A 13624-nucleotide genomic window follows, 5' to 3' on the forward strand; every position below is an offset into this window, starting at 1 on the left:
AGGTGGGTTTTCAATAAAAGTTGTGCCCTAAATTGTGAAGTTTGTAGATTTTATGAACATTTGATGCGCCGTTCCCCCCCCATGATCGCCACTACGTATGCACGTCAGGACACCTCCCCGCCTGATCAGAAGCGTTTCCTCATTAAAAAGGACATTTTTTTAAAGTTCCTGGCGCATAAAAGTCACATTCTTTTAAAGGGTTGTTAACCCTGTTGAATGTTCCCACTCCCCTATTCAGGAATATTAAAAACGCTATGCAAATACAGAGCTTCTATCACTCAGCTTCACTAAAAACCCAGGAGGCTTTTAAAAGCCTACAAAAAACCTTATACAACGGAATGCAGATTCTCTCAGGCCAGGGCAAAGCGCCGGCTAAAGCGCCCGACGTTCGCCCGGAAATTATTGTCCTGCGAGAACCCGGCGCGACATGGGGGAATTATCTACAGCATCAGAAGACGTCTAACCACTCGCTGCATAACCTCTATAACTTACAGCGCGATCTTCTTACCGTCGCGGCAACCGTTCTGGGTAAACAAGACCCGGTTCTAACGTCAATGGCAAACCAAATGGAGTTAGCCAAAGTTAAAGCGGACCGGCCAGCAACAAAACAGGAAGAAGCCGCGGCAAAAGCATTGAAGAAAAATCTTATCGAACTTATTGCAGCACGCACTCAGCAGCAAAATGGCCTACCTGCAAAAGAAGCTCATCGCTTTGCGGCAGTAGCGTTTAGAGACGCTCAGGTCAAGCAGCTTAATAACCAGCCCTGGCAAACCATAAAAAATACACTCACGCATAACGGGCATCACTATACCAACACGCAGCTCCCTGCCGCAGAGATGAAAATTGGCGCAAAAGATATCTTTCCCAGTGCTTATCAGGGAAAGGGCGTATGCAGTTGGGATACCAGGAATATTCATCACGCCAACAATTTGTGGATGTCCACGGTGAGTGTGCATGAGGACGGTAAAGATAAAACGCTCTTTTGCGGGATACGTCATGGCGTGCTTTCCCCCTATCATGAAAAAGATCCGCTTCTGCGTCAGGTCGGCGCTGAAAACAAAGCCAAAGAAGTATTAACTGCGGCACTTTTTAGTAAACCTGAGTTGCTTAACAGAGCCTTAGAGGGCGAAGCGGTAAGCCTGAAACTGGTATCCGTCGGGTTACTCACCGCGTCGAATATTTTCGGCAAAGAGGGAACGATGGTCGAGGATCAAATGCGCGCATGGCAAACGTTGACCCAGCCGGGAAAAATGATTCATTTAAAAATCCGCAATAAAGATGGCGATCTACAGACGGTAAAAATAAAACCGGACGTCGCCGCATTTAATGTGGGTGTTAATGAGCTGGCGCTCAAGCTCGGCTTTGGCCTTAAGGCATCGGATAGATATAATGCCGAAGCGCTACATCAGTTATTAGGCAATGATTTACGCCCTGAAGCCAGACCTGGTGGCTGGGTTGGCGAATGGCTGGCGCAATACCCGGATAATTATGAGGTCGTCAATACATTAGCGCGCCAGATTAAGGATATCTGGAAAAATAACCTACATCATAAAGATGGCGGTGAACCCTATAAACTCGCACAACGCCTTGCCATGTTAGCCCATGAAATTGACGCGGTGCCCGCCTGGAATTGTAAAAGCGGCAAAGATCGTACAGGGATGATGGATTCAGAAATCAAGCGAGAGCACATTTCTTTACATCAGACCCATATGTTAAGTGCGCCTGGTAGTCTTCCGGATAGCGGTGGACAGAAAATTTTCCAAAAAGTATTACTGAATAGCGGCAACCTGGAGATTCAGAAACAAAATACGGGCGGGGCGGGAAACAAAGTAATGAAAAATTTATCGCCAGAGGTGCTCAATCTTTCCTATCAAAAACGAGTTGGGGATGAAAATATTTGGCAGTCAGTAAAAGGCATTTCTTCATTAATCACATCTTGAGTCTTGAGGTAACTATATGGAAAGTCTATTAAATCGTTTATATGACGCGTTAGGCCTGGATGCGCCAGAAGATGAGCCACTGCTTATCATTGATGATGGGATACAGGTTTATTTTAATGAATCCGATCATACACTGGAAATGTGCTGTCCCTTTATGCCACTGCCTGACGACATCCTGACTTTGCAGCATTTTTTACGTCTTAACTACACGAGCGCCGTCACTATCGGCGCTGACGCAGACAATACTGCTTTAGTGGCGCTTTATCGCTTGCCGCAAACCAGTACCGAAGAAGAGGCGCTCACTGGTTTTGAATTATTCATTTCAAACGTGAAGCAATTGAAAGAGCATTATGCATAATGTAATACGTCAACATACTTTCTTAATGAGATAAAACGCGATACGTATGCCCTTTACAAGAGACAAAACCAGAATCTTTGGTGGAAATGTAAGGGGCAAACGTTCCTCTTTCTCATTTTGCTCTGTTTGCGGGAGCATTTTTAGTGTGTAAGTATTCCTGCTCATCAGGTTTTTACGCCATCTACGCACATTTATTCTGCTATAAGTTGAAATGCTGCAAAAATATTGGTACTTATTATTTTTTCTTTAAGTAAATTTTCGCTCAACAAACTTAATTGTTTATTCAATGATGATGAAGCGTAAGCTATGCTGGAAATGAAGGAAGTCAATAGCAAGGATAATCTTATTATTCACGGGTGATATTACTTCTGCTTCACCGTTATGGCAGATATCATCGCCTCTTGTCAGATGCCAGACACCTACTCATACTCAACCAAAGCTCTAAATACAAAAATCACCTTATATCTTTTTTTATTATTCCTTGTATAAATGTGACTTGACTCACACCTATAAGGAATCGACTCACTTCCATAAGAAGGAATCAAAATGCCAATAACTAACGCGTCCCCAGAAAATATATTAAGATATTTGCATGCGGCCGGTACCGGTACGAAAGAAGCAATGAAAAGTGCAACTTCACCACGCGGTATACTGGAATGGTTTGTCAATTTTTTTACCTGTGGTGGAGTAAGAAGAAGCAATGAAAGATGCTTTCGGGAGGTAATTGGAAAACTGACCACATCATTATTATATGTAAATAAAGATGCTTTCTTCGATGGTAATAAAATATTTCTGGAGGATGTCAACGGGTGTACTATATGTCTGTCATGTGGAGCAGCATCCGAAAATACGGATCCCATGGTCATTATTGAAGTGAACAAAAATGGAAAAACTGTAACGGATAACGTTGATAGTGAGAGATTTTGGAATGTATGTCGAATGTTAAAGCTGATGAGTAAACATAATATACAACAGCCTGATTCACTTATAACCGAGGATGGTTTTCTGAACCTGCGCGGAGTAAACCTGGCTCATAAAGATTTCCAGGGGGAAGATTTGTCAAAAATAGATGCTTCTAATGCAGATTTCCGTGAAACAACTCTTTCTAATGTAAATTTAGTCGGTGCAAATTTGTGTTGTGCAAATCTACACGCTGTAAATCTAATGGGTTCAAACATGACTAAAGCAAACCTGACTCACGCAGACCTGACTTGCGCTAACATGTCCGGTGTAAACTTAACCGCTGCAATTCTATTCGGCTCAGACTTAACTGACACCAAACTAAATGGTGCAAAATTAGATAAGATAGCTCTAACTTTAGCGAAAGCATTAACAGGAGCCGATCTGACAGGTAGTCAACATACCCCTACTCCACTCCCGGATTACAATGATAAAACGCTTTTCCCCCATCCAATATTTTAGTCGAGATAAAGGGATTTTATAAACAAGAAGTATTCAAACAGAAGCCCCCCTTGTTTTATTAAATAAACCCCGCCCCTAAGTTTCATTATAAATAACATTTTCAGCGTATTTTTACATTGTTGATATGAGAGCGTAGCAGAATAAGCTCTTTGATTAAAAATATCCAGGCTGTGGAGTACCTTATCTCAGGCGCGGGTGGAATAGACCCTGATACAGAAATTGATGACGACACTTATGACGAATGCTACGATGAACTATCCTCCGTACTTCAAAATGCGTATACCCAAAGCGAAACATTCCGCAGACTGATGAATTACGCATATGAAAAAGAACTACATGATGTGGAGCAGCGCTGGCTATCGGGGGCAGGCGAAGCCTTTGAAACTACCGTGGCTCAGGAACACTTCAAACTTTCAGAAGGCAGGAACGTTATTTGTCTCAATCTGGACGATTCTGATGATTCATATACCGAACATTATGAAAGTAACGAAGGACCACAACTTTTTGACATAAAACGTTCATTTATTCATGAAGTTGTACATGCACTGAGCCATCTTCAGGATAAAGAAAAAAATCATCCAGGAGACCCTGTTGTCGAATATACCAACATTATTCTGAAAGAGATGGGGCATCCTTCACCTCCTGGAATGGCCTACATCTTCAATAAATAGACACATCAGGAAACGAAAAGAAACTAAAGACCCGCGTAGTCCGTTTTTTCGGGAAATATTCTAGCAGTATTTTCTAACTATATTCTAAGCGCCTAAAAAAAAAGGGGCTACCTTTCGGTAACCCCTTGTTTAATCTGGCGGAAGCGCAGAGATTCGAACTCTGGAACCCTTTCGGGTCGCCGGTTTTCAAGACCGGTGCCTTCAACCGCTCGGCCACACTTCCGGAATGAGGCGCACTATAAACACCCCGGTGCGTCATGTAAAGACCGAATGTGTTCGTTTGCGTGAAAAACAGGCAAAATTTCGTTAATTGCCTGAAATAGCGGCACATTGACCATTTCTTCAACACAAAAACTGGCTTAATACGTGTTGATCGTCCCCACTGTTTTACCGCTGTGATTATCAATTTTTTATCGGTAACGCGTGGTTGGCGCTGCCGCCTGTTTTATGGCGTAGCGCCAGGCATGAGAAGACCGTTTTAACGACTGTAATCACCTGAAATCTCTTAAGGAAACTAAACGTAAACGAATGCGTAAAGATGGGTAAAACCACTGGGTGACAGTGACTGTTTTTATTATTCTCCTTTATTAATTACATCTGTCATAAGAGAGTGACTAATGGATCGTATCATTACATCATCGCGTGATCGTAGCTCGCTACTGAGTACGCACAAAGTACTGCGCAACACCTATTTTCTGTTGAGCCTGACGCTGGCTTTCTCCGCAATTACCGCGACAGCCAGTACGGTACTGATGCTGCCCTCCCCCGGCCTGATTCTGACGCTGGTCGGTATGTATGGGCTGATGTTCCTGACCTATAAAACCGCCAATAAGCCGGTCGGTATCCTGTCTGCTTTTGCGTTTACCGGCTTCCTCGGCTATATCCTGGGCCCCATTCTTAACGCCTATCTGTCAGCAGGCATGGGCGATGTCATTGGCCTGGCGCTGGGTGGTACCGCGTTAGTATTTTTCTGCTGCTCCGCTTACGTTCTGACCACCCGTAAGGATATGTCTTTCCTGGGCGGTATGTTAATGGCCGGGATCGTCGTCGTGCTGATTGGTATGGTGGCGAATATTTTCCTGCAACTGCCTGCATTGCACCTGGCGATTAGCGCGGTGTTTATCCTGATTTCCTCGGGCGCTATCCTGTATGAAACCAGTAACATCATTCACGGCGGTGAAACCAACTATATTCGTGCGACCGTCAGCCTGTACGTTTCGCTGTACAACATCTTTGTCAGCCTGCTCAGCATTCTGGGCTTCGCCAGCCGCGACTAATCGACATTCCCCTCTTCCAGCCCTGCTTATGCAGGGCTTTATTTTTTGCTACACTGCCGTCCGTGTTGATTACGCAGTGAAACGTTATGTTGATCTTTGAAGGTAAAGAAATCAGTACTGATAGCGAAGGCTATCTGAAAGAGACGACGCAGTGGAGTGAAGCGCTGGCAGTCGCTATCGCCGCCAATGAAGGCATTGAGCTCTCTGCGGAACACTGGGAAGTCGTGCGCTTCGTGCGCGAATTTTACCTGGAGTTTAATACCTCTCCCGCCATCCGAATGCTGGTAAAGGCGATGGCGAATAAGTTCGGCGAAGAAAAAGGCAACAGCCGCTATCTGTATCGTCTGTTCCCGAAAGGCCCGGCAAAGCAAGCGACCAAAATCGCCGGTCTGCCCAAGCCGGTAAAATGTATTTAATACCGAATACTAAAGCCTGTTAGCGTCTCGCGAGGGCTGTGCGGTTCAGTGAGGATTTTGTCCACACGAGCAGAGCGCGGCCCGCCCTCTTTCAGCCACTTGATGAGTTTTTCCACCTGCGCTGCGTCGCCACAGGCCACCACTTCTACGCTTCCGTCATCCATATTCTTCGCATAGCCGGTTAACCCCAGCCGCTGCGCCTCATGCTGCGTGGTATAGCGAAACCCGACTCCCTGAACGCGACCATAAACCCAGGCGATAATGCAGACGTTCGACATGATGGTTCTCCTTTCATAATCAGTGGTGGAGGCTCATACAGGACATACTTAACGTACCTGACTGGGCAGACACCCATAATGTTGGCGGAATCTGGCCGTAAATCTCGACCCCGACAGGTAGCCGCACCGTAGCGCTATTTCGCCGATCGGCAGCGTCGTCGATTGCAGTTGAGAAAGCGCGCAGGACATGCGCACCTCTTCAACAATTTGTCGATAACTCTGCGATTCGCGCTGCAAACGTCGACGCAGCGTCGATGTTCCCATAGCAAGGCGGCGGGCTATCTCCTGGGCTGTCCATAGCTTAGCAGGTGAGAGCATAATCAGTTGCCGCACCTGCTCCGTGAGGGTGTAACGCCGTTCAATAAGCAGCGGTCCCGCCGCGCCATCATGTAAAAGCGCTAACAGTAACCCCATCGCCTGATGTTCCTGTAGCCCAACGGGTAAACCCTGGCGCACAGCATCCAACACGTTCTCCCACATAAATGTCAGGCTACGGCTCATCGGGGTACACAGCGATGTCAGGTTTGCCGGTGGATAATCCTGAACGTACATCGTTTTAAAGCGAGCAATAATCTCCGGTGAAAGTAACAACAGGTCGGAGCGAAAACCGCTCTGCGCAGGCTGATTAATAATCTCCAGCGGCGTGTTCGCCGGGATAATAATCAACTCACCCGGCCCGGCGACAAGGCGGCTATCATCCTGAATGATGACTTTACTGCCCTGCGTAATATGGCAAATAGCGGCGGAAAAAAGCGTAACACGATGCAAACGGTGCAGATGACTGGAACGCACCTCTGCCGTCGTAAGATCCTGATGTCGAATATGCATCTCCTGCACCGTGCCGTCCTCTGTTTTATCTTCCGTATGTGGCCGTGAATTTTGCTTTCGCAATCACATGCGCGTTAAGCATAAATCCTACCAACGCGCCACTCGACTCACTGTCGAGCGGCAGTGTTGCCGTATTCAGCGCCCACACAGTAAACTGATAGCGATGAGGCTTATCGCCCGGCGGCGGACAGGCGCCGCCAAAGCCAGCATAACCGAAATCATTACGTCCCTGCACCACTCCAGCGGGTAACGTTTTTTTATCAGCCCCCGTCGGCAGGTCGTGAATCTGCGCAGGAATATTCACCATCGTCCAGTGCCACCAGCCGCTTCCGGTGGGCGCATCAGGATCGAAGACGGTAATAGCGTAGCTTTTGGTTCCGGCAGGCGGATTACGCCAGCTCAGCTGCGGCGAAATATTTTCTCCGCTACAACCAAATCCTTTAAAGACGTGCTGTTGCGTTAAACGAAAATCCGCCGGAATATCCGCGCTACTGAGGCTAAACGCCGATGCGGCAGATACGCTGCCACTCAATGCCATCATTGCGGCTGCGGTCAAAGAGAAGACTGTTTTCATTGTATTTCCTTCTTCATATAAAGAAATAACACTATAAAAAGCGCCCGCTGAAGAAACTGTGCCTTTACGATTCTATTTTGTGCAGAAACGCTCACCGCCATACGCTGGTGATTGCCTCTCTCATCTGTGCTACCCTACGCGCCATTTCGTTTTCACGGTCCCTGGCTGGAGCTATCATCCGGCTCGCGTCACTGTTTGTGAGAGGTTACTCCGCATGACTGAATCTACATTTCCGCAATATCCCCGTTTAGTCCTCAGCAAAGGGCGAGAAAAATCTTTACTCCGCCGCCACCCATGGGTCTTTTCCGGCGCCGTCTCCCGTCTGGAAGGCAAAGCCAACCTCGGTGAAACTATCGATATCGTCGACCATCAGGGAAAGTGGTTAGCACGCGGCGCCTGGTCGCCAGCATCCCAGATCCGCGCGCGCGTCTGGACATTTGATAAAGCAGAATCCATTGATATTGCGTTTTTCACCCGCCGCCTGCGCCAGGCGCAGCAGTGGCGCGACTGGCTGGCGAAAAAAGACGGCCTGGATAGCTATCGTCTGATCGCCGGTGAATCCGATGGCCTGCCTGGCGTCACTATCGATCGTTTTGGTCATTTTTTGGTGCTGCAACTGCTCAGTGCCGGGGCCGAATATCAACGCGCCGCATTAATTAGCGCTCTGCAAACATGCTATCCGGATTGCGCTATTTACGATCGCAGCGACGTCGCCGTGCGGAAAAAAGAAGGGATGGCGCTGACGCAAGGCCCGGTCACTGGCGAACTGCCGCCTGCGCTTCTGCCAATTGAAGAACACGGTATGAAATTGCTGGTCGATATCCAGGGCGGCCACAAAACCGGTTATTATCTTGATCAGCGCGACAGTCGTCTGGCGACGCGCCGCTACGTGGAAAATCAGCGGGTACTGAACTGCTTCTCTTATACCGGCGGTTTTGCCGTGTCGGCATTAATGGGCGGTTGTCGCCAGGTTGTCAGCGTGGATACCTCACAGGATGCGCTGGATATCGCCAGGCAAAACGTTGAACTGAACCAACTGGATTTGAGCAAAGCCGAATTCGTGCGCGATGACGTGTTTAAGTTGCTGCGCGCTTACCGTGAACACGGCGAAAAATTCGACGTCATCATCATGGATCCGCCCAAATTCGTCGAAAATAAAAGCCAGTTAATGGGTGCCTGCCGGGGCTATAAAGACATTAACATGTTAGCGATTCAACTGCTCAATCCGGGCGGCATACTGCTGACTTTCTCTTGCTCCGGACTGATGACCAACGATTTATTTCAGAAAATCATTGCCGATGCCGCAATAGATGCCGGTCGTGATGTACAATTTATAGAGCAGTTCCGTCAGGCCGCCGATCACCCGGTGATCGCCACCTACCCGGAAGGGCTGTATCTGAAAGGGTTTGCCTGTCGCGTCATGTAACTTGAAAAGTGGAATAGTATCCTCATATAAAGGGTATCTATTTCCCGGGAGGTGACTATGATAGCCAGCAAATTCGGTATCGGCCAACAGGTCCGCCATTCCCTGTTAGGTTACCTCGGAGTGGTCGTCGATATCGACCCGGAATATTCGCTTGATGAGCCGTCGCCTGATGAACTGGCGGTTAACGACGAACTTCGCGCCGCTCCGTGGTACCACGTGGTAATGGAAGATGATGATGGTCAGCCAGTGCATACTTATCTGGCCGAGGCCCAGTTGCGAAGCGAAATGCGGGACGAGCATCCAGAACAGCCATCGATGGATGAACTGGCGCGTACCATTCGCAAGCAGCTTCAGGCGCCGCGACTACGTAACTGATTGTATGTAAAAGGCCGGAGAGCGATATCCGGCCATTTAAACTTTTATTTCGCCAGCCCCAGGCGAGGGATCTCAATCGCCGGGCAGCGATCCATCACCACGGTCATGCCTGCATCCCGCGCCAGTACCGCCGCCTGTTCGTTGATCACGCCAAGCTGTAGCCACAGCGTTTTTGCGCCGATAGCGATAGCTTCCTGCGCAACGCCCCATGCAGCTTCAGAGTTGCGAAAAACATCCACCATATCGACTTTTTCTGGAATGTCCGCCAGCGTGGCATACCCCTGTTGCCCCAGCAATGTCTTACCCGCGACTTTTGGCGCAACCGGAATCACATGGTAACCCTGCTCAAGCAGGTATTTCATTACCCGATAACTTGGACGATCGGGTTTATCGCTCGCACCTACCAGCGCGATAGTGCGAGTGGACGTCAATACATCAGCAATATCGGTCTCTTTCATCATCTTTCTCCTGGCTGTTTTGCAAAGTGTACGACAAACCTGACATAGCAACCATTCATCCCATACCGATGTATGAGAGCAAAACGCCAAAATATGTCTATATGTTAGTAAACATGATCTAAGAAAAATTTCGATACATTATTAGCCAGACGGCCTTTGGACAGGAGAACCTTATGAAAACCGGCGCGCTAACCACCTTCCTTGCTCTCTGTTTGCCGGTGACTGTTTTTGCCACAACGCTCCGTCTGTCGAATGAGGTTGATCTGCTGGTGCTGGACGGCAAAAAGGTGTCCAGCTCTTTATTACGCGGCGCAGAGAGCATCGAACTGGAAAACGGGCCGCATCAACTCGTTTTCCGGGTGGAAAAAACCATCCGCCTGCCCGGTAATGAAGAGCGGCTTTATATTTCTCCGCCGCTGGTGATAAGTTTCGATACCCAACTGATAAATCAGGTCAATTTCCAGCTCCCACGGCTGGAAAACGAGCGCGAAGCCTCGCATTTTAACGCGGCGCCGCGTCTGGCGCTTTTGGACGGCGACGCCATGCCCATTCCGGTAAAACTCGATATTCTGGCCATTACTTCTACGGCTAAAGTGGTCGATTATGAAATAGAGACCGAGCGTTATAATAAATCGGCGAAACGCGCCTCGCTTCCTCAGTTCGCCACGATGATGGCAGACGACAGCACATTACTTTCCGACGTCTCAGAGCTTGATACCGTACCGCCGCAATCACAAACTCTGACAGAACAGCGGCTGAAATATTGGTTCCGACTGGCCGACCCGCAGACACGCCATCATTTTCTGCAATGGGCGGAAAAACAGCCGCCCTCTTGATGAGAGTTGTCCCAGCGCGCAATTTTTTTGTCTTTCTCTTGCAGCATCAAGCGCTTCCAGTAATCTGTAGACAGGTTAACTACGGAATCGAATTATGGAACTGACGACTCGCACCTTGCCGACGCGCAAACATATCGCGTTGGTTGCTCACGACCACTGCAAACAGATGTTAATGAACTGGGTGGAACGCCATCAGCCGTTGCTGGAAAAACACGTTCTTTATGCAACCGGCACCACGGGGAATCTGATCCAGCGCGCAACCGGTATGGACGTTAATGCGATGCTGAGCGGCCCGATGGGCGGCGACCAGCAGGTTGGCGCACTCATTTCAGAAGGGAAAATCGACGTGTTGATTTTCTTCTGGGACCCGCTTAACGCGGTACCGCACGACCCCGATGTCAAAGCGCTACTGCGTCTGGCCACCGTATGGAATATCCCTGTCGCCACTAACGTCTCAACGGCGGACTTTATCATCCAGTCCCCGCATTTTAATGACGCTGTAGATATTCTTATTCCGGATTATGCGCGTTATCTGGCCGAGCGCCTGAAATAACCGCTACGCGGGCGGGATGCTGTACCGCCCGCGCTTTAGGCCTTCCTCGCCACTGGCACATCCAGCTGTTTAAGCGCCTCCACAAAGCGCGAGGGATTATCTTTATTGAAAAGCAGCCAGACCCGCGCACGCGCGCGCGTCAACGCCACATATAACAAACGCCGCTCTTCAGCGTCCGGAAAATCCTCAACCTGAGGAAGAAGCGCACTTTCCATAATGGATTCTCGCGCCGGGGCGGGGAAACCGTCGTTACCCTCCTGCAATCCGACAAGAATCACGTAATCGGCCTGTTGGCCTTTGCTGGCATGGATAGTCATGAAGTCTATCTGTAACTTCGGCCAGCGAGTCGCCGCTTTTTGTAGACTCGCGGGTTTCAGATGATGATAGCGCGCCAGCACCAGGATACGTTCATCTTCCTTCGCATAGCCGGATAATTTATCCAGTAACGCGTCCAACTGGCTTTCATCCAATAACGTCACCGCTTTTTTATCGCCTGGGGTCAGACTATTTAACGGTTTTTTAAGCTGGTGCGGATTCTGCTGTACAAAGCGATTGGCAATATCGCCAATCCGACTGTTAAAACGGTACGTGGTGTCCAGGTGGCAATGCTCGCCCTCGCCGAACGTCTGATGAAACGCCGTCGTTAAGGAGAGCTGCGCCCCGCTAAAACGGTAAATCGCCTGCCAGTCATCGCCAACGGCAAACAGCGTAGTCTGGCTATTCTGCTTGCGCAGCGCCTCTAACAGCGCCGCCCGTTGCGGGGAAATATCCTGAAATTCATCGACCAGAATATGCTTCCACGGGCTGATAAAACGCCCTTTTTCGAGGATCACCATTGCCTGATGGATCAGCCCGGAGAAATCAACGGCATTTTCCGCTTTCAACGCGCTTTTCCAGGCCTTTAGCAGCGGCGCCATCAGCTTAATGCGTTTGCCAAACAGCTCGCGGCACTCCTCTGGCGCGCCAGCGATCATTTCTGCCTGCGCGCCGCCGTGCATACGCATCAAACTGACCCAACGATCCAGGCGAGGGGCCAGACGCCGCTGTAATGTCTCATCGTCCCAGAAATTACCTTCCGGCACTACCCACTGCATCTCCTCTTCCAGCCACTGACGCCAGCCTTTGGCCTGCGCTTTTTTCTCGCTACACTGCTGACGCCAGGTGTGCAGAAATAGCTGATGCCGCGCGGTGGCGTCACTTTCCAGCTTACTGACAACCGGCGCTTTTTTACTGCCTTGCTGAATAATATACAGCGCCAGCGAATGGAACGTACGGGCAGTAATCTCTTCCGTATGTAAGCGCTCGCGGATACGCTCATCCATCTCCTCTGCCGCCTTGCGACCAAACGCCAGTAAAAGAATTTGCCCCGCATCGGCTTGTCCGCGCGCCAACAGCCAACCCGCGCGCGCCACCAGCACCGAGGTCTTGCCGCTTCCCGCGCCCGCCAGTACCAGTAACGATGATTCGCCGTTAACCACCGCCCTGGCCTGGGAAGGATTAAGCGGAGAGGATTCTATCTGCGTAAAAAAGTCGGCATGCGCTTCCAGCATGGCATCAGCATACGCCTGATTATGCTGCTGCCGACTTCCCTCGCTATCCTGTAACCAGCCCAGACACTTACGCCATATCTCGCGACAGTGAGCAAACTCCTCCAGACGTGAGACCGGTAGCGGCAAGGCGGCAAACGTCTGGCGAATTTCGTGTTCCAGCCCCCGAACGCGTTCACGGGTAAGCCATTGGTTTTCGCCCGTTCGCTCACTAATACGCGCCCATTGCTCTTGTAATGCCTGCGCGGCGACATCACTCATCTCCTGGCTCCAGCGACGCCAGTGCGCGTCCAGATAGCGATGGAATTGCTGGGTTTCCGACCACTCGGTACCGTGCAAACGCACGACTTTATCCTCCGGCAGGACAAACTCCAGCTCGCCCCATACCAGCCCACGCTTACAGTGAATCGCCAATAACTGATTGAATGGAATAAGATATTCATGCCTGTCGCCAGACACTTTCACCCCAGCGTTGAGGATCACGGCACGATCATACGGGTGTTGCGCCAGACGTTTTCCAAGAGAAGTTGCTTTCAGTTCCATGACTCAGCGAATCCAGACGTAAAGATGTGCTTATCAGTGTAACCGCCGGAGAAAACGTGCTCCAGTCTAAAAAAACGTTACAATTGCCCGCAGTGATAGAAAACCGGAATGAACTGAGGGTT

Annotated in this window: 14 protein-coding genes, 1 tRNA gene and 2 pseudogenes; 10 read left to right on the forward strand and 7 right to left on the reverse strand. The window is 49.4% G+C overall.

Translation table 11 applies throughout. From position 1 onward, the window contains the following. The first annotated feature begins 254 nt into the window (after positions 1-254). The gene (gene sopB, locus OLG56_RS13665; protein ID WP_001166959.1) at positions 255-1940 is read left to right on the forward strand and encodes an SPI-1 type III secretion system effector inositol phosphate phosphatase SopB; all 1686 of its coding nucleotides are present in this window, start codon (positions 255-257) and stop codon (positions 1938-1940) included. A gap of 16 nt (positions 1941-1956) precedes the next feature. Beyond that, complete coding sequence (gene sigE, locus OLG56_RS13670) at positions 1957-2298, forward strand: type III secretion system chaperone SigE (RefSeq protein WP_000444724.1); 342 nt, start codon at positions 1957-1959, stop codon at positions 2296-2298. A 9-nt stretch (positions 2299-2307) separates the two neighbouring features. Here the strand turns inward: sigE and OLG56_RS13675 are convergent. Next, a pseudogene (locus OLG56_RS13675) lies at positions 2308-2627 on the reverse strand (hypothetical protein). A gap of 217 nt (positions 2628-2844) precedes the next feature. Here OLG56_RS13675 and pipB point away from each other — a divergent pair. Together pipB and OLG56_RS13685 are read left to right on the forward strand one after the other, a co-directional pair. Then, positions 2845-3720, forward strand: a complete 876-nt coding sequence (pipB, locus tag OLG56_RS13680) for an SPI-2 type III secretion system effector PipB (protein ID WP_001123036.1) — start codon at positions 2845-2847, stop codon at positions 3718-3720. Positions 3721-3890: 170 nt separating this feature from the next. Further along, a pseudogene (locus OLG56_RS13685) lies at positions 3891-4391 on the forward strand (PipA/GogA/GtgA family type III secretion system effector); the annotation flags it as partial. 135 nt (positions 4392-4526) lie between these two features. Here OLG56_RS13685 and OLG56_RS13690 read toward each other — a convergent pair. Then, positions 4527-4614, reverse strand: a tRNA-Ser gene (locus OLG56_RS13690). Positions 4615-5008: 394 nt separating this feature from the next. Here OLG56_RS13690 and yccA point away from each other — a divergent pair. Together yccA and tusE are read left to right on the forward strand one after the other, a co-directional pair. Continuing rightward, on the forward strand, positions 5009-5668 hold the full coding sequence (gene yccA / locus OLG56_RS13695; RefSeq protein WP_000374046.1) for an FtsH protease modulator YccA: 660 nt from the start codon (positions 5009-5011) through the stop codon (positions 5666-5668). Between the two features lie 86 nt (positions 5669-5754). Next, positions 5755-6084, forward strand: coding sequence for a sulfurtransferase TusE (gene tusE, locus OLG56_RS13700; RefSeq protein WP_000904446.1), 330 nt, complete (start codon positions 5755-5757; stop codon positions 6082-6084). Here tusE and yccX read toward each other — a convergent pair. Genes yccX through OLG56_RS13715 form a run of 3 tightly spaced genes read right to left on the reverse strand, consistent with a single transcriptional unit; the run spans position 6081 to position 7764 of the window. Further along, entirely contained in the window at positions 6081-6362 is a 282-nt protein-coding gene (gene yccX / locus OLG56_RS13705) for an acylphosphatase (RefSeq protein WP_000072884.1), read from the reverse strand. The genes tusE and yccX overlap by 4 nt on opposite strands. A gap of 48 nt (positions 6363-6410) precedes the next feature. Further along, complete coding sequence (locus OLG56_RS13710) at positions 6411-7190, reverse strand: helix-turn-helix transcriptional regulator (protein WP_000548087.1); 780 nt, start codon at positions 7188-7190, stop codon at positions 6411-6413. Positions 7191-7215: 25 nt separating this feature from the next. Further along, positions 7216-7764, reverse strand: a complete 549-nt coding sequence (locus OLG56_RS13715; protein ID WP_000859426.1) for a YbhB/YbcL family Raf kinase inhibitor-like protein — start codon at positions 7762-7764, stop codon at positions 7216-7218. 214 nt (positions 7765-7978) lie between these two features. Between OLG56_RS13715 and rlmI the strand changes: the two genes are divergently transcribed. Together rlmI and hspQ are read left to right on the forward strand one after the other, a co-directional pair. Continuing rightward, positions 7979-9190, forward strand: a complete 1212-nt coding sequence (gene rlmI, locus OLG56_RS13720) for a 23S rRNA (cytosine(1962)-C(5))-methyltransferase RlmI (protein WP_061377409.1) — start codon at positions 7979-7981, stop codon at positions 9188-9190. A 57-nt stretch (positions 9191-9247) separates the two neighbouring features. Continuing rightward, positions 9248-9565 (forward strand): heat shock protein HspQ, encoded by a 318-nt coding sequence (gene hspQ / locus OLG56_RS13725; RefSeq protein ID WP_000561983.1) that lies wholly within the window; start codon positions 9248-9250, stop codon positions 9563-9565. A 44-nt stretch (positions 9566-9609) separates the two neighbouring features. Here the strand turns inward: hspQ and OLG56_RS13730 are convergent, their stop codons facing one another. Beyond that, positions 9610-10023, reverse strand: a complete 414-nt coding sequence (locus tag OLG56_RS13730) for a CoA-binding protein (RefSeq protein ID WP_001537782.1) — start codon at positions 10021-10023, stop codon at positions 9610-9612. 173 nt (positions 10024-10196) lie between these two features. On the opposite strand from OLG56_RS13730, the gene OLG56_RS13735 reads away from it, so the two are divergent. Together OLG56_RS13735 and mgsA are read left to right on the forward strand one after the other, a co-directional pair. Continuing rightward, positions 10197-10859 carry a DUF2057 family protein gene (locus tag OLG56_RS13735; protein WP_000847729.1) on the forward strand — a complete coding sequence of 221 codons (663 nt, stop codon included), beginning with the start codon at positions 10197-10199 and terminating at the stop codon, positions 10857-10859. A 94-nt stretch (positions 10860-10953) separates the two neighbouring features. Further along, positions 10954-11412 (forward strand): methylglyoxal synthase, encoded by a 459-nt coding sequence (gene mgsA / locus OLG56_RS13740; protein ID WP_000424187.1) that lies wholly within the window; start codon positions 10954-10956, stop codon positions 11410-11412. 35 nt (positions 11413-11447) lie between these two features. Here mgsA and helD read toward each other — a convergent pair whose 3' ends face one another. After that, entirely contained in the window at positions 11448-13502 is a 2055-nt protein-coding gene (gene helD, locus OLG56_RS13745) for a DNA helicase IV (RefSeq protein ID WP_023137047.1), read from the reverse strand. Positions 13503-13624: the final 122 nt, after the last annotated feature.

It is taken from the genome of Salmonella sp. 2018103 (genome assembly GCF_026247685.1).
Lineage (GTDB): Bacteria > Pseudomonadota > Gammaproteobacteria > Enterobacterales > Enterobacteriaceae > Salmonella > Salmonella enterica.

Coding starts and splice junctions, on each gene's coding strand:
- OLG56_RS13710 (WP_000548087.1), bottom strand. CDS start 7,190: ATGCATATTCGACATCAGGATCTTACGACGGCAGAGGTGCGTTCCAGT.
- mgsA (WP_000424187.1), top strand. CDS start 10,954: ATGGAACTGACGACTCGCACCTTGCCGACGCGCAAACATATCGCGTTG.
- OLG56_RS13730 (WP_001537782.1), bottom strand. CDS start 10,023: ATGAAAGAGACCGATATTGCTGATGTATTGACGTCCACTCGCACTATC.
- OLG56_RS13735 (WP_000847729.1), top strand. CDS start 10,197: ATGAAAACCGGCGCGCTAACCACCTTCCTTGCTCTCTGTTTGCCGGTG.
- yccX (WP_000072884.1), bottom strand. CDS start 6,362: ATGTCGAACGTCTGCATTATCGCCTGGGTTTATGGTCGCGTTCAGGGA.
- hspQ (WP_000561983.1), top strand. CDS start 9,248: ATGATAGCCAGCAAATTCGGTATCGGCCAACAGGTCCGCCATTCCCTG.
- rlmI (WP_061377409.1), top strand. CDS start 7,979: ATGACTGAATCTACATTTCCGCAATATCCCCGTTTAGTCCTCAGCAAA.
- helD (WP_023137047.1), bottom strand. CDS start 13,502: ATGGAACTGAAAGCAACTTCTCTTGGAAAACGTCTGGCGCAACACCCG.
- sigE (WP_000444724.1), top strand. CDS start 1,957: ATGGAAAGTCTATTAAATCGTTTATATGACGCGTTAGGCCTGGATGCG.
- yccA (WP_000374046.1), top strand. CDS start 5,009: ATGGATCGTATCATTACATCATCGCGTGATCGTAGCTCGCTACTGAGT.
- pipB (WP_001123036.1), top strand. CDS start 2,845: ATGCCAATAACTAACGCGTCCCCAGAAAATATATTAAGATATTTGCAT.
- sopB (WP_001166959.1), top strand. CDS start 255: ATGCAAATACAGAGCTTCTATCACTCAGCTTCACTAAAAACCCAGGAG.
- tusE (WP_000904446.1), top strand. CDS start 5,755: ATGTTGATCTTTGAAGGTAAAGAAATCAGTACTGATAGCGAAGGCTAT.
- OLG56_RS13715 (WP_000859426.1), bottom strand. CDS start 7,764: ATGAAAACAGTCTTCTCTTTGACCGCAGCCGCAATGATGGCATTGAGT.